This window comes from Qipengyuania nanhaisediminis (genome assembly GCF_900115585.1).
GTDB classification, from domain to species: domain Bacteria; phylum Pseudomonadota; class Alphaproteobacteria; order Sphingomonadales; family Sphingomonadaceae; genus Qipengyuania; species Qipengyuania nanhaisediminis.
Genome location: NZ_FOWZ01000002.1, coordinates 658,767 through 673,376 on the forward strand (window position 1 = coordinate 658,767; position 14,610 = coordinate 673,376).

14 protein-coding genes and 1 tRNA gene are annotated in these 14,610 nt (G+C 59.7%); 6 read left to right on the plus strand and 9 right to left on the minus strand.

Translation table 11 applies throughout. From position 1 onward, the window contains the following. Positions 1 to 14 precede the first annotated feature (14 nt). Positions 15 to 3,500, plus strand: a complete 3,486-nt coding sequence (gene mfd, locus BM173_RS08800; protein ID WP_090480116.1) for a transcription-repair coupling factor — start codon at positions 15 to 17, stop codon at positions 3,498 to 3,500. Here the strand turns inward: mfd and BM173_RS08805 are convergent. Further along, entirely contained in the window at positions 3,497 to 4,816 is a 1,320-nt protein-coding gene (locus tag BM173_RS08805; protein WP_090480119.1) for a bifunctional diguanylate cyclase/phosphodiesterase, read from the minus strand. The two genes, mfd and BM173_RS08805, sit on opposite strands and share 4 nt — an antisense overlap. 126 nt (positions 4,817 to 4,942) lie before the next feature. On the opposite strand from BM173_RS08805, the gene BM173_RS08810 reads away from it, so the two are divergent. Both BM173_RS08810 and BM173_RS08815 read left to right on the plus strand, forming a co-directional pair. Further along, a complete protein-coding gene (locus BM173_RS08810; RefSeq protein ID WP_090480121.1) occupies positions 4,943 to 5,725 on the plus strand; it encodes an NAD kinase in 783 nt (260 codons plus the stop codon). Between the two features lie 98 nt (positions 5,726 to 5,823). After that, positions 5,824 to 5,898: transfer RNA gene (locus tag BM173_RS08815), tRNA-Asn, on the plus strand. 24 nt (positions 5,899 to 5,922) lie between these two features. On the opposite strand, the gene BM173_RS08820 is transcribed toward BM173_RS08815, so the two are convergent. The 5 genes from BM173_RS08820 to BM173_RS08835 all read right to left on the minus strand — a co-directional run bounded on the left by BM173_RS08820 (position 5,923) and on the right by BM173_RS08835 (position 8,940). After that, the gene (locus BM173_RS08820) at positions 5,923 to 7,053 is read right to left on the minus strand and encodes a tyrosine-type recombinase/integrase (RefSeq protein WP_177201849.1); all 1,131 of its coding nucleotides are present in this window, start codon (positions 7,051 to 7,053) and stop codon (positions 5,923 to 5,925) included. A gap of 4 nt (positions 7,054 to 7,057) precedes the next feature. Continuing rightward, positions 7,058 to 7,261 (minus strand): hypothetical protein, encoded by a 204-nt coding sequence (locus BM173_RS14600; protein ID WP_177201850.1) that lies wholly within the window; start codon positions 7,259 to 7,261, stop codon positions 7,058 to 7,060. A gap of 158 nt (positions 7,262 to 7,419) precedes the next feature. Continuing rightward, the gene (locus BM173_RS08825; protein WP_090480126.1) at positions 7,420 to 7,923 is read right to left on the minus strand and encodes a hypothetical protein; all 504 of its coding nucleotides are present in this window, start codon (positions 7,921 to 7,923) and stop codon (positions 7,420 to 7,422) included. Beyond that, positions 7,920 to 8,543, minus strand: coding sequence for a hypothetical protein (locus BM173_RS08830; protein WP_090480130.1), 624 nt, complete (start codon positions 8,541 to 8,543; stop codon positions 7,920 to 7,922). The genes BM173_RS08825 and BM173_RS08830 overlap by 4 nt, the downstream gene beginning before the upstream one ends. Position 8,544: 1 nt before the next feature. Beyond that, positions 8,545 to 8,940: a hypothetical protein gene (locus BM173_RS08835; protein ID WP_143089611.1), complete on the minus strand. Its 396-nt coding sequence runs from the start codon at positions 8,938 to 8,940 to the stop codon at positions 8,545 to 8,547. Between the two features lie 1,032 nt (positions 8,941 to 9,972). On the opposite strand from BM173_RS08835, the gene BM173_RS08845 reads away from it, so the two are divergent. Further along, on the plus strand, positions 9,973 to 10,773 hold the full coding sequence (locus tag BM173_RS08845) for a S1/P1 nuclease (RefSeq protein WP_090480141.1): 801 nt from the start codon (positions 9,973 to 9,975) through the stop codon (positions 10,771 to 10,773). Positions 10,774 to 11,040: 267 nt separating this feature from the next. Here the strand turns inward: BM173_RS08845 and BM173_RS08850 are convergent, their stop codons facing one another. Beyond that, complete coding sequence (locus BM173_RS08850) at positions 11,041 to 11,454, minus strand: hypothetical protein (RefSeq protein WP_090480145.1); 414 nt, start codon at positions 11,452 to 11,454, stop codon at positions 11,041 to 11,043. A gap of 110 nt (positions 11,455 to 11,564) precedes the next feature. Here BM173_RS08850 and BM173_RS08855 point away from each other — a divergent pair, with 110 nt between their 5' ends. Beyond that, entirely contained in the window at positions 11,565 to 12,614 is a 1,050-nt protein-coding gene (locus tag BM173_RS08855; protein ID WP_090480148.1) for a type I restriction endonuclease, read from the plus strand. Further along, entirely contained in the window at positions 12,611 to 13,255 is a 645-nt protein-coding gene (locus BM173_RS08860) for a DUF6680 family protein (protein ID WP_090480151.1), read from the plus strand. Before BM173_RS08855 ends, BM173_RS08860 begins: the two co-directional genes overlap by 4 nt. Here the strand turns inward: BM173_RS08860 and BM173_RS08865 are convergent. After that, on the minus strand, positions 13,252 to 13,938 hold the full coding sequence (locus BM173_RS08865) for a recombinase family protein (protein WP_090480154.1): 687 nt from the start codon (positions 13,936 to 13,938) through the stop codon (positions 13,252 to 13,254). The two genes, BM173_RS08860 and BM173_RS08865, sit on opposite strands and share 4 nt — an antisense overlap. Before the next feature lie 260 nt (positions 13,939 to 14,198). Further along, a partial coding sequence (locus tag BM173_RS14895; protein ID WP_143089612.1) for a thermonuclease family protein occupies positions 14,199 to 14,610 on the minus strand: 412 nt, incomplete at its 5' end.

The following is a 14,610-nucleotide window of genomic DNA, read 5'->3' on the forward strand; positions in this document are numbered from 1 at the left end:
GCGCTGTCCCTTCAATGCCCGACCTTTCCCGCATCCTCAAAGCCAAGCAGCCGCTGACGCTGGCTCAGGTCGCGCGCGGCGCGCAGCCGCTGGTCATGGCCGACCTCGCCCGCGCAAGCACCGGACGCGCGGTTTTCATTGCGCCCGACGATGCCGCGATGAGGGCGGTGACGGATGCCGCACATTTCTTCGCGCCGGAACTGGAAGTCATCGAATTCCCCGCATGGGATTCGCTCCCCTACGACCGTGCCAGCCCGGCCCTGTCGGTCAGCGCCAAGCGCCTTGCCGCGCTGCACCGCTTGCAGACGGGCAAGGCGAAGGCACAGCTGGTCGTCACCACGGCCAATGCAGTGCTCCAGCGCGTCCTCACGCCGTTCCGGATTCGCGAAAGCGTGCGCGAATTCAAACCCGGCACCGAGATCGGCCGCGAAAGCCTTGCCGCGCTCCTGCAACGCCAGGGCTACAGCCGCACCGACACGGTGATCGACAAGGGCGAATACGCGATCCGCGGTTCCATCGTGGACGTGTTTCCCTCCGGCATGGACGAGGCGCTGCGCCTCGATTTCTTCGGCGACGAGCTGGAATCGCTGCGCAGCTTCGATCCCAATACTCAGATGAGCACAGGGCGGCTCGACAGCCACCTGCTGCTGCCCGCCAGCGAAGCCCTGCTCGACGAAGACAGCATCAAGCGTTTCCGCAGCCGCTATCGCGAGATGTTCGGCGCCAATGCGACGCAGGACCCGCTTTATGAGGCGGTTAGCGACGGCAGGCGGCTCGCGGGGATGGAGCATTGGCTCCCGCTGTTCGAAGAGCGCCTGACAACAATGTTCGATCACTTGGGCGAAGACGATCTCGTCGTGATCGACCAGGCATCGCTTGCCGCTGCTGAAGAGCGCATCGGGGACGTGTCCGATTATTACGAGCAGCGCACGGCGACCACGGGTCAGGCCAAGGGCAATTACCGGCCATTGAAGCCCGAAGCGCTGTACCTGACGCAGGACGAGTTCAAATCCGCCCTCGCCGACGCACCCGCCCACCGCGCGACGCCTTTCGACGAGCCGGAGAGCGATACGGTCGTCGGCTTCGGCTTCCGCTCGGGACGCGATTTCGCACCAGAGCGTGCGCGCTGCGACAATGTCTATCCGGTCCTGGCCGATCATCTGAAGGCGTTAGGCAAGGCGGGCAAGCGCCCCCTGCTCGCCGCCTATTCGACAGGCAGCCGTTCGCGCATCGCCTCGATCTTGGAGGAAGCGGGCCAGCCCGTCGCGCTCGCAGACAGCTGGCAGGAAGCGCTCGGCCTGTCGGCCAAGGGCAAGCCTGCCGCCATGGTCCTCCCCTTGGAGGCCAGCTTCGCCAATGACGAGATGGAACTGCTTACCGAGCAGGACATCCTCGGCGACCGCCTCGTGCGGCGCAAGAAGAAGCGCAAGGACGCCGACGCCTTCCTGGCGGAGCTTCAAGCGCTCTCCGTCGGCGACCTGATCGTCCATACCGAACACGGCATCGGCAAATACCTCGGCCTGGAACCGATCGCGGTGGGCAAGTCGAAGCACGACTGCGTCCAGCTCGAATATCGCGGCGGCGACAAGCTGTTCATCCCGGTCGAGAATATCGACGTGCTGAGCCGCTATGGCTCTTCCGAAGAGGCGGTCCAGCTCGACCGGCTCGGCGGCGAGGCATGGCAGAAACGCCGTGCACGCCTGAAGGAGCGAATCCGCGAGATTGCGGGCGAACTCATGCAGGTTGCAGCCCAGCGCGCGCTCAAGAAAGCGCCGGTGCTCGAGGTTGAAGAAGGGCCCTACAACCAGTTCCTCGACCGCTTCCAGTACGAGGAAACCGACGACCAGGACCGCGCCATCGCCGATGTTCTGTCCGACCTCGAAAGCGGCAGGCCGATGGACCGGCTGGTGTGCGGCGATGTCGGCTTCGGCAAGACCGAGGTCGCGCTGCGTGCCGCCTTCGTCGCCGCGATGAACGGGCAGCAGGTCGCCGTGGTCGCCCCGACCACCCTTCTCGCGCGCCAGCATTTCGAGAATTTCAGCCAACGCTTCAACGGCTTCCCGCTCAAGGTCGGACGCCTGTCGCGCCTCGTTTCCGCCAAGGAAATGAAGGAAACGCGCGAGGGGTTGGAGAAAGGCGATATCGACATCGTCGTCGGCACCCATGCGATCCTATCGAAGAATACCAAGTTCAAGGAACTGGGCCTCGTCATCGTCGACGAAGAACAGCGCTTCGGCGTCACGCACAAGGAAAAGCTCAAGCAGCTGCGCGCCGACGTGCATATGCTGACGCTCACCGCCACGCCGATCCCGCGCACCTTGCAAATGGCGATGACGGGCCTGCGCGAGCTGTCGACCATCCAGACCCCGCCCGTCGACCGGCTCGCCGTGCGCACCTACGTCATGGAATGGGACGACATGGTGATGCGCGAAGCCCTGCTGCGCGAACACCATCGCGGCGGGCAGAGCTTCATCGTCGTGCCTCGGATCTCCGACATGGAGGCGGTCTCGGACTGGCTCCACGAGAACGTGCCCGAAGTGAAATTCGTCCCCGCGCACGGCCAGATGAGCGCTGGCGAAATCGAAGAACGCATGAGCGCCTTCTACGAGGGCAAATACGACGTTCTGCTGGCGACGACGATCGTCGAAAGCGGGCTCGACCTGCCGAGCGCGAACACCATCATCATCCACCGCGCGGATATCTTCGGCCTCGCCCAGCTTTACCAGCTGCGCGGACGCGTGGGCCGGTCGAAACTGCGCGCCTACGCCTATCTCACTTACGAGAAGGACACGCAGCTTTCCGAAGTCGCGGAAAAGCGCCTCAAGGTCCTCGGCGATCTCGACAGCCTCGGTGCGGGCTTCCAGCTTGCGAGCCACGACCTCGACATACGCGGCGCGGGCAACCTGCTGGGCGACGAACAGTCGGGCCACATCCGCGAGGTCGGCTTCGAACTCTACCAGTCGATGCTGGAAGACGCGATCCTGGCGGCCAAGGCGGGCGAGATGGGCCTCGAAGCCAAGCCCGAGACTGTCAGCCCGCAGATCACGGTCGATGCCCCGATCATGATCCCGGAAAACTACGTCCCCGACCTCGCGGTCCGCATGGCGCTCTATCGCCGCCTGAACGATGCCGAGAACGCCGCCGAGATCGAAGCGCTCGCCGCCGAGATGATCGACCGTTTCGGTCCGCTCCCCTCGGCCACGGAAAACCTCGTCAGGTTGATCAGGATCAAGCTGCAGGCGATCGAGGCGAACATCGCCAAGATCGACGTCGGCGCGGCAGGCACTTTGGTGACGTTCCACCAGGATAATTTTCCCGACGGTCCGGGCCTCATCGCCTATGTCGACCGGCTACAGGGCACAGCCAAGCTGCGTCCGGATATGAAACTGGTCATCAGCAGGGCGTGGAATTCGCCCGAAAGCAGGCTGAACGGCCTGTTCCAGCTTACGAAGGGCCTATCCGGGATCGCACGCAAGGCTCGCAAGCGCGAGAAGGCCTAGTCCCGGGCTAGAAGATCGAACTCCGACGCCGTCATCGGCTCTGCCCGCAGGAAGCCCTGATAGTATTCGCAGCCTTCGCGCGCGCAAAAGTCCCGCTGCGCCTCGGTCTCGATGCCCTCGACCAGCACACTGAGATCCAGCGCGCGGGCCATGCCCATGATGGCCCGGAACACTGCCTGATCGCGCTCGTCGTCGATCACACCGTCGACCATCGAGCGGTCGAGCTTGATGCAGTCAAGCGAGAGGACCTTCAGGTAGCGGAAATTGCAGAAGCCCGCGCCGAAATCGTCGAGCGCTATGCGGCAATCGAGCAGTTTCAGCTGGTCGAGCACGCTCTTCACCCGGTCCAGATCGCCGAGCAGCACCTGTTCGACGATTTCAAGCGTGACCCGCTCCATCGGAAAGCCGACCGTGTCCGACAGGCGCGCGAAATCGAGGGCGAAGTTCTCTACCGCAAGGTCCGCCGGCGTGATGTTGAGCGACAGGCGCAGGCCTTCCGGCCAGCTGCGCGCACCCTGCAGCGCACGCTCTGCAATATGCCGGGATAGCTGCGCCGTGTGGTCGGCCCGTTCGGCGATCTGGAACAGGGCACCCGCCCCGACCTTGCCGATGACCGGGTGGTGCCACCGCGCCAGCGCCTCTGCGCCGATCATGGCGTCGTCTGCCAGCGAGAACTGCGGCTGGAAGAGGATCTCGATCTCGTCGCGGTCGATTGCGGCCAGCAGGTCGGCCTCCAGCTCGTGGCTCGACCGCTTGCCCTGCGCCACGACCCCGCTCGACCAGGCTATGCGCGATCCGGCCGACTGACGGGTACGCTCTGCAAGGTGCGACAACCGGTCGAGGATGGTGTCGGCATCGTCATGCTCGCTCGCCCGCATAAGCGCGATCCGGGGCCAGAGGCGCAGGTTCGATCCGCCTTCGGGGTTCACGATGGGCCCTGCAATCGCGTCGGCCAGCGCCTCGGCCAGCCATTGCCAGCGTTCGCGGCTGCATTCCTCGCGCGCAAGCAGCATGAAGTTGCCGCCGTTGAGCCGCGCGGCGAGCCAGACGCCGCTTTCCAATTCGTCGGAAGCGAAATGACGGATGCGCTGGGCGACTTCGACAAGGGCCACGTCGCCCGCGCTTTCGCCGAAGGCCACGTTCACGGTGTCGATCCGGCCGATCGTGATCAGCATCGCGTGGATCGGGCAGGTCCCGCCCGGTTCCGGCCATTCCGACTGCCAGCGCGCGACCGTGCGGCGCAGTTGCGCCGGGTCGGCAAGGCCCGTCAGGATGTCCTTCGTTTCGTCCATAATCGTTTCATCTGCGCGACCCATGGGACCTGCTTATCCACTCGCGCGGCAAATATTGCCAGAATTTCCGCATTTGTTGCCAAATGGGACGCTCGCCCATAGGGGTTCGCTTCAAGGGCCGTCCGAAGACGGTCGAAAACGGGACAGGCAATGGCCGACTATAACCGACTGGCACTCTTGGTTTCGGATTCGGACCGCGCGCAGGAAGCTGCGGCGGAAGTCTATCGCCCGCTTGCCGACTGGGTTCCTATCGAAGAGGCGGATGCGGTTGTCGTCTTGGGCGGCGACGGTTTCATGCTCCAGAGCCTGCATTCCATGCTCGATTCCGGGCGGATCATTCCCGCTTATGGCGTGAACCTGGGCACCGTCGGCTTCCTGATGAATCGCAACCGCCAGCCGGACAAGCTGCTGAGCCGCCTCGCGCGCGCCAAGGAGCTGAATATCAGCCCGCTGGCGATGGAAGCGGAAACGCAGGACGGGCGCACGGAGCGGTTCTGCGCCATCAACGAAGTGTCCTTGCTGCGTGAAACCCGCCAGACCGCGAAGATCGAAGTGCTGGTGGACGACAAGGTCCGGATCAAGGAACTGGTGTGCGACGGCGTGCTGCTGTCGACCCCCGCCGGCTCCACCGCCTATAACCTGTCTGCCGACGGGCCGATCCTGCCACTCGATTCCCAGCTTCTCGCCCTCACGCCGATTTCCGCGTTTCGGCCGCGCCGCTGGAAGGGCGCGATCCTCCCGGATCGCAGCTGCATCACCTTCCGCGTGCTAGAATCGGAGAAGCGCCCTGTGGCTGCCGTGGCCGACCAGCGCGAGCTGCGCGATGTCGCCGAAGTCCGGCTGGAGATCGCGCGCGACAAGACCCTCACGCTGCTGTTCGATCCTGGCCACACCCTCGACGAACGCATTGTGGCGGAGCAATTCCAGGTCTGAGAAGCGACGCCGGGGCAGAGACCCGCAATTTTTTGCAAAACCCCGCTTGCCAAAGCAAATCCCCGCCCATATAGGCGCACCCCTGCCGTACAGGCTGCTCCCCGATAGCTCAGCGGTAGAGTAGGTGACTGTTAATCACTTGGTCGTTGGTTCGAATCCAACTCGGGGAGCCATTTACTTCTCAGAAGTAACGCAAATCAGCCATCTTCAGCGTTTCCCATGTCTAACTTTCTTGAAGAGGTTAGACACTCAGCTTCGCTTGCCCATGCGGACAAGCGGCGAATTGCATTCGTTGCCAGGGCTCGTTGGTCTGCGGATTCGATGTATAAAGCGAGTGTGGCATCGCGCTTCTGACCGCTGACAGATTTCATTTCCTTGTTGGACATGCCGAGTTCCGCCATCCTCCGCAAAGTAGCCTTCCGTAGTCCATGCGCCCGGCACTTTGATGGCAATCCGGCTTGATCGCACGCCTTCGCGAACCAGTTCCCAAACGACTCTTTTGTGAATGGCTTGCCCTTGTGTGTGATGAGGAAGCACGATGGGTCGGAGAATTCGGGCGGCAACGCAACGATTGCCTCAACTAGCTGATCGGCCATTGGCAACCAAAGCTTGGTGCCGGTCTTGGCCTGAATGATAGGAAGGCATCCGTCGCGTGTCTGTGCCATGCCCATCTTTACGATGTCGGATCTTCTCTGATCAGTCCACAGAAGCAATTCTAGGGCTGCTCGCTCACGGGTTCCGAGCGGCCAGTGACGCTGAAACTGAGCAATCTGCCCTTCTGTCCACGCGTGAAAGCCACCCGATGCTTCACCGCGCCCACGCTGCACTGGGGAAGTGTCCTTCGCGACGTTGTGATCACAAAAGCCTGCTTTTTTGGCGAACTGAAAGAAGCGTATCAGTTCTTTGCGAAGCTTTTTCGCCGCGAAGTACCCTCCGACTTCTCGTGGTCCAGAAGGGGTATCCCGGACCGTTTTCGTCTTCTTCTTAGCTATGATCGCATCAAGGTGTTCGAAGGTGAGCTGTGAGACCAGGCGTCCCTCCCTTCCTTTGCAAAAATCTTCGATGACCGCACCGACCTTCTGCTGGGTTACCTTGGTGGGGCCGAGCCGATCGGGAACCGACATATAGCGATGCTTCAGATCGCCGATGGTACCGCGTCTCGGGCGCTGGATCTGAGCGTCCTGACGACTGGAGCTTTTGTTTTCAAAGGCATGATATTCAGCCCGAAACTCTTCCGAGCCAGGAGAACTGCTGAAATAGCCGCCCTGCCGCCCTTTCCTCCGATACCGATAGCGAATTTTACCGTGTCGATAGGAGAAAGCAGTCACATATTTAGGTAGGAAACGACGGCGGGCCATTATTCAATTCTCTATCCCAAGGGTTATCATCTGGCGCCACTCCAGCTTCGCCGATAAGCTCGACAGTGATCGAACCGTCTTCGTCGATTTTGCAGCTGGCAGGGATGCAACCCGCCTGCTTCACAGCTCGAAGCGCGCGGGTCACATCGGCCTGTAGGAAACGCGATTTGGCAGTCATTCCCGGTCCTGAGAAGCACATGGTCTTCTTATTCTAGGAAGATTTCTGAGCGTTCGGGCGCATCGACAAAGTTTTTTATTTTGAACCTTGTTCTGCTAGTCCCAGAAGCGAGATCATAGCAGGATTGATCCTCGCAATTGTGCGGTCGACACTCTTCATCATGATGAATTCTCAGACCATCGGCTGAGAAAAAAGAATTGGCTCGGCGCCCCCTTCCCTTCGTCGAACTTTGTGAGAACCTGGCGCAGAGGCGGCGAAATGAAGGTCCGTGAGAATTTGAACTCCTCCAAGCCTAAGCTCACCTCCGCCCCGTTCGCGAGCGTGGGACCGAGATTTGAGGCCAGTTGTCGACGAAATTCGTCCGCATCTCGCGCAAGACCAGCCGCGAAATATACTGTGTGACCCGTTCCGCTTTCCAAGTCGCTGACAGTCCCAAGCCAGATGCGCCGTGGGGCATCGGCCTTCGGCTCACTGGCCTCCCAGTCGAACGGAGGCACTTCGAAGGGATTTTCACCCTCCACGTAAGGCTGGACCTCCCCGCTCGCCAAAAGCCGGCGAGCGAGGTTGAGTGTGGCTTCCAGCATATCGAGTTCTTCGCGTCCCTTCCGGGCCCAATGTTTGGCGAGAACATTGGAAGCGGTAGCGTTCTGAGAATTGCTCATGCGGCCGCGTCCCAGCTTTCTTTGTGATCGCGCCAGGCAGTGAGTGCTGCTTCATAGCCTTGATCGCTACACAAGACCCGGCAGGCGCCTTCGAACCCATTGATGCTGAGAGTGCGAGCGAGCACCGCGCAATGCACATGGTTACCCTTCCCTGTGAGACCGCCCATGGCTGGGACATGAGCGATGAGGACCGTCGCAAACCGATCCGCGAAATGAGCGCGCGCAAAGCTACGGACCCGCTCGAACCCGGCATGCCAAGGCTCATGATCATCGAGCATGATCTTCACATGCACCATTACGTGCTTCTCATACTGCGGATGGGTTTCGTCGTAGCGGTCGACGAGCGTCCCGCTCCTGGCGAGATCGCCGGAAGCTGCCGCGGGAAGCAGCACATCGAGTTTGGCTGCGCAGCCGAAACGAGGGTCGCTCCCGGGAAAAATTTTCTTGTCCAGCCACGGCCTGATGCCGTCGCGGTTTTCGCTACCCTTGTAGTAATGGCGGGCCCAAGTGAATTCAGGGACTTCGTCAGTAGACGGATGAACAAAAACGCTCATCCTGGTGCGTGGCTGTTCGCCTTCATCCTGATCGGAAACGGCTTCTTTGGAAGCGAGCATGGACATGTCAGTAGCTCCCTTCGAACAAGGGAGTTTCGATGCCGCGGATGATCCCGGCGAAGCGCTGATAGCCATTCGCGTACGGCGCAGTATCGTATGCTTCGAGCCCCCCACTACTCAGGCGAAAGAAAGCCCCGGCGGAGTGTGAGGGCACGAGCCACAAGGCTTCGCCGCTACGGCGCCAAGCGAGATAGTTGCAGAGCCAGAAACGGCTCCCGTTCAGCAGCAAATCGAAGCTTACACCTTCGAGAGGATCGAAGCGCAGCAGGACCAGATCCATCTGCGTGATCACTGCGAATGCTTCCCCCTCGGGGTAGTACAGTGGGCGATTGCAGGAGGTCGCGAGCAACGCAATTCCCGCGCTCGGATCAGTGAAGTAGCCACTCGAAATGCGCTCGTCCAAGCCAGAACTATCGCCACCGGCAAGTCCGGAGGCACGGATAAGGGAGCCAAGACGGCTGCGCGTCCGATGTGTCGCAGGCGGACACAAGGGCTCGCCCTCGAGGAGACGGTTCAGTGTCATCATATTCATTGAGAATTTCCTTTTGAGGAGGCCGCTCCAGCCGAGCTCTCCCTCCCCTTTGTTTTCATTTCTACTCGGCCTTCATGCCGACCTTTTTCTCTCATTCCTGAGTCACATGACGCCGCTTGTCGGCGCCGCTCCGCGGGCGCACCTGCAGCGGATGCTTCGCGCTGATTTTCGAGGAGCTTCGAGCCTTCAGAGTTGAAGCCATCAGGTGATCGGGGCAGGCCTCACGCGGAGCTATTTTCCATCTGGATCGAGGAGCCGGGAGCGAAGCTTTGCGACTTACAAAGCTGCGCTGTCTCTCTACTACAAATGCCTGCCGGAAATGAGCGAAGTCTCACAAGAGGCCCCGCCGCGCGAGCGGCGAAACGGATACAAAACCGGTCTCTCGGTTTTTTAGGAGTGCACCCTCGGAGAGCGCATAGGGGCTTCACACGGCGGTTCGCGCCGGAAAACCCCGTGCAAAAGTGCCTGCGGCACTTTTGCGGTATTGCGCTGAATCCAAGGAGGGATACAAACCATGTGTTCTGTATCCTCCACTTCGGACAAATCTGCGATTTTGGGACGCTGTTTGTATCCAAAGTCAGGATCCGCCCAAGTCCCTTGTTTTCGATACAAGGGCGTTGTCCGAATTTCCGAAAGTGCCGTTGGCGAGCTTGAGAATTTGGCCGTTATCGTAGCCGCGGATGCAGCGCTCGAATGAAGTTAGCAGTGAGGCAGAAAGCACCGGGCTTATGGTGATTTTTCAAGGCCGGTTGAAGAGTTTGTCAGAAGCCAAATCGGCGATCAGTCCGAGCGTAAATCACGCACTCAAGCTGCAAGTCTCCGATAGCCGGATAAGGAGCCAGCGCCGCGACTTTCTAATGCTGACTTGAGCCGCTAAGCCGAAACGCAGGATTGGAGAATTTGATGCACCGTTTCGCCAAACTCATGAGCTTCGCGATGCTCGTTGCGATCCCATCTTCCGCGCTTGCCTGGGGGCAGGATGGCCACAGGATTATTGGACAGATCGCACAAGAGCGAGTGAACGGCCGAACAGCTGCATCGATCGAGCAAATACTCGGAGAGGAAGACCTCGCCGAGGCCTCGACCTGGGCGGACGAAGAGAGGTCGAACCCAGACACTTTTTGGCAGACCGAAGCTGGGCCATACCACTATGTGACGGTGCCCATTGGCACAACGTTGGAGGCTATCGGAAGCCCGGAGGAAGGTGACGCTTTCACCGCACTTCGACGCTTCACTCAGACGGTGCGCAGCACCGAAGCGACGAAAGAAGAAAAGGCTCTGGCATTGCGCTTCATCGTGCACATCGTCGGGGACCTCCATCAACCGCTTCATGCCGGTAACGGAAGCGATCGAGGCGGCAATGATGTCGACGTTCTCTGGTTCGGCCAAGAGACCAATCTTCATGCGGTCTGGGACACGAGAATGCTCGAAGGACAGAACCTGTCCTATTCGGAATATGCAGAGTGGATGGGCCGCCAGATCGAGCCTACGGAGACGATTGATTGGTGGCAGCCCAACCCCCTCATCTGGATCGGAGAAAGCACCGCTATTCGCGACACGATCTACCCTCAATCTGAAGAAGGCGTTGCCCGCCTTGGGTACGCCTATCAGTACGAACACCTCCCAACAGCGGAGCGAAGGTTGCAACAAGGCGGGGTACGCCTCGCGGCGTATCTGGATTGGCTGTTCTCGGATGTGAACTGAGCTTTTTGACGCAAGCGACTGGGCTCACGGAGAGATTAGTATCTGGCGAACAGTGTCAGGGCATTTGGTCGATTTTGGGCCGTATGCGGAGTGGCCGCATTCGCGGATTGTACAACGAAAGCGGTCACAACATGCTAACTTCCGGGACCACAAGACCCCGTGACAAAGCTGGTCGCAACACTCAACCGGGAGAGAACGCCTTTCGCCTAAAGCCGACTTCCCCGGTTTACCATTATCGTCCAGCGCCGCCTAAAGCTCGGCTCCGCTTTAAAGCTCGAAAGATATTTTCGGACTGTCCGTTTTCACCCCAAGCTGCTTCGCTGCGCCGATCAATTGGTGCACGTAAACAGCATTGAAGTCCGCCCCGCCCCGCTGAAGATCCGCAAGCCCGATGCACGCTCTTGCAACGTTCATTGCAACCTCTCGCCGGAACTCGCCTGTCGCGTTTACGGCATCCAAATAGCCGATCTGTCTTTTCGCGTACTTGATAGTGTAGATCATCGCCATCTGCTCGACCGAACTAAAGTCAGCCATATCTGCAACAGCGGTGTAGCCGTCTTGCGCGACGTCTGGTGGCAGCCTTACTCCCAAAAGCTGCTCCGCTAGTTGGTGGGCTTTAGCGGTTGATCGCCCTTCGTTCACGGCGCGAAATGAATCAGCCAATCCTTTGAAAAATGACATTCGGCCTCCCTCACCGTCACAGAAATATCGTGACACTCGGGTAAAACTCTACGCTTGTGGTAACGAATAGCAAGTATACTTAGGCTTCAATTCTATTAGAGGGGTAAGCCGTGGAGCTAGAAGCCAAAATCAGTGACATTGCCAACACCGTGCGGGATCATCGTGAGGTACTGGCAACCGAGGAAGCTGCGAAGAACGCGCTTGTCATGCCATTCCTGCAGGCCCTCGGGTACAACGTGTTCAATCCAGCCGAAGTGATCCCGGAGTTCACCTGCGATGTCGGCACGAAGAAGGGTGAGAAGGTAGACTATGCAGTCAGCATTGGTGGCAGGATCACCATGTTGGTCGAATGCAAGCCATCGCACTCAGAATTGAGCATAAACCACGCGTCTCAGCTCTACCGGTATTTCAGCGTCACTGAAGCCCGCGTGGCGATCCTGACCAACGGCGTGATCTACAAGTTCTTCTCCGATATCGATTCACCGAATCGAATGGACGAGCGGCCCTTCTTTACGCTGGACCTGGAGAGCCTCCGCAAGTCTGACTACCGGACCCTTGAGAGCTTCTCGAAGGCCGCTTTCGACATTGAGCGGATCGTGCAGGAAGCGGGCAAGCTTAAGCTCCAAACGCTCGTCTACAAAGAACTCGAAAAGGAGATGCAGGAGCCTTCCGAGGAACTCGTGCGCATGATCGCTGGACGAGTGCATTCAGGTCGTCTCACGGCCTCTGTGAAGGAGACCTTCGAGGGCCTGATCATCAACTCGTTCTCGACACTGGTGCGGGACAAGGTGAATGCCCGGCTGACGTCTGCGCTGGATAGTGGGGCCGAAGAAGTGGAGATCAAAACAGGGCCGCAGGACGAGATTGAGACGACGCCCGAGGAGATCGAAGGCTATAACATTGTAAGGGCTATCGGGGCACGGAAGGTGGACCCCAAGAGGAACGTGATGAGGGACGCCAAGTCCTACTGCGCTGTCCTACTCGACGACAACAACCGAAAAAGCATTGCGCGCCTGCACTTCAACAGCGCAACCAGCAGGCACTTCGGCACCTTCTCCGGAAAGGATGAGATAAGGCATCCCGTGGAAGGTCCTATCGATATCTATCAGCACGAGAAAGCGATACTGATGAGACTAGAGGAGCTGGAGGGCGGCCAATGACCGCGTCCCCACAGTTTTACGATTGGCTGGTCCTCCTAGCGATATTTTTCGGACCTCTCGTCGGCGTATGGATCACTCGCTGGATTGATGCAGCCCAAGAGAAGAAAAAGCGGCGCTGGGATTTGTTCGAAACGCTCAGAAGAACGCGGGGCCTAGAACTATCGCCGGACCATGTCGCCGCCATAAACATGGTTCCCGTCCTCTTCTCGGACGACACCGAGGCAATGTCCGAATGGGGCAAACTAATGGACGCGCTCAATAACCCCGGTTGGCGGTCAGAAGACCAGACGGTTAGAGAGGGGTTCTACAAGAGCGCGGCAGATGCGCGCCATAACCTAACTCAGCGGATTGGCGACGTGGTGGGAGCCAAGCTGCCGAAGAAAGAGGAGCATCGTCTGGGTTATGCCCCCAGTGCTTGGGAAAATGAGTTTCTGGAGCAAGCTGCAGCTAGGAAGCTTCTAATCGACGTGCTGTCAGGCGAACAGCCCCTGAAGATGCTCGCGGGCGTCTATGAACTTCAAGAGAACCCGGCTGGGTCTGAAGCTGATACTGCTGAGCGAAGAACGTTGGAAGCACCCACCGACGAGCCGAAGAAGCGCAATGAAAAAAGCAGGGCATCAAGCCCGAAAGGGAAATCCTAGGCTACCAAACCGTCCAGCCGTTTAAGCAAGTTCTTCACGGAAGATGCATGCCACTTGCCGCCCCTCGCGGTCCTCATGTGGCGCGCAATCAGCTCCGCAGCGGTCCCGGCTAGGCTAGTGACCCCGTCCCGGCGGATCGCGTTCACGGTACCCCTTAGGCTCTCTGCGAACCTATCAGCGTTGTTTTGGATCGCCGCAACGGAGGCGCAGTTGCCCCTCCCGGCCCTGCGGAGCGCCTTCGCCCCGTTCGGGTTGCCCAGCTTCACCCCCCGGGCCTTGGCAGCAGCAAGGGCAGCTTTGGTCCGCTCAGAGATACGTTCGCGCTCGTCTTCATTGATAACCGCCAGAAGCCCGATGGTGAGCCGGTTGACATCCGGGTTATCAGCGCAGGTGAAGTCCACGCCGCTATTGCGTAGCTGCAGGGTGAACGCTGCATCGCGGCTGAGCCTATCGAGCTTCGCCACAACAAGCTTCGCCCCCGTCAGGCGGGCATGGTCCAGCGCAGCGTTGAGTTCGGGCCTGTCGTTGCGTTTGCCGCTCTCCACCTCGGTAAACTCTGAGACAATCTCCCAGCCCCTCGCCTCGCAAAGGGCGCGAACCGACTGGCGCTGAGCCTCAAGCCCGAGGCCAGAGCGGCCCTGCTTGTCGGTAGAAACGCGGTAGTAGGCAGCAAATCGGCACATGGTCAGGCCCCTTACAAAAAAGTCAAACGGACGTTGCCTCATTTTGTAGGGTGACTGCTTTTGGGCACACTTGGTCACAACTTAAATGGCCGACCTGAGAGCGCATTGCCGCGCGGCCGCTTTTGGGCCGCAAGCGGAACGACAGCTTTTGGAGTGTCTCGTAACGTAAGCAGCCTGTAGACGAGCTACGTTGCTAGTCCGCACAGTTTTAATGGTTCTGGCGGTCTTAACCAAAGATTGTTGGGTAGGCTGTTCCCAATTTAACGGCGCCCTCGATACGGTTCGCAAGCGACCCCATCGTTGTCGCCGTCAAGCCCCGGCCGGTAGCCTGGCTGACCACGGTACATCGGAGCATATCCAGCAGCTCGCGCCTCGCGGCATCCTCGGAAATAGACACTGTTTGAAGATTGAACTGTTGGTGCCTGGGGTTGCTTCTCGATCCTGACCACGGGGACAGAGCTTGGGTTCGCCGCACGGAAGTCAGCAGGCAGCATGAACTCTCCTGCCCAGATGCCAACGCCTCGCGACTTAGCCTGCGCCTCGGCAAAAACGTATTGGTCGCTGAACTGAGGAAGGGCCACCGCTAAGCCCGCTCTTACAAGCGCTTCTGCGACGTCAGTTCTTCCCGCTTTGCAGGAGGCAACAACTCGGTTGTATTTGCCGGAACCACGC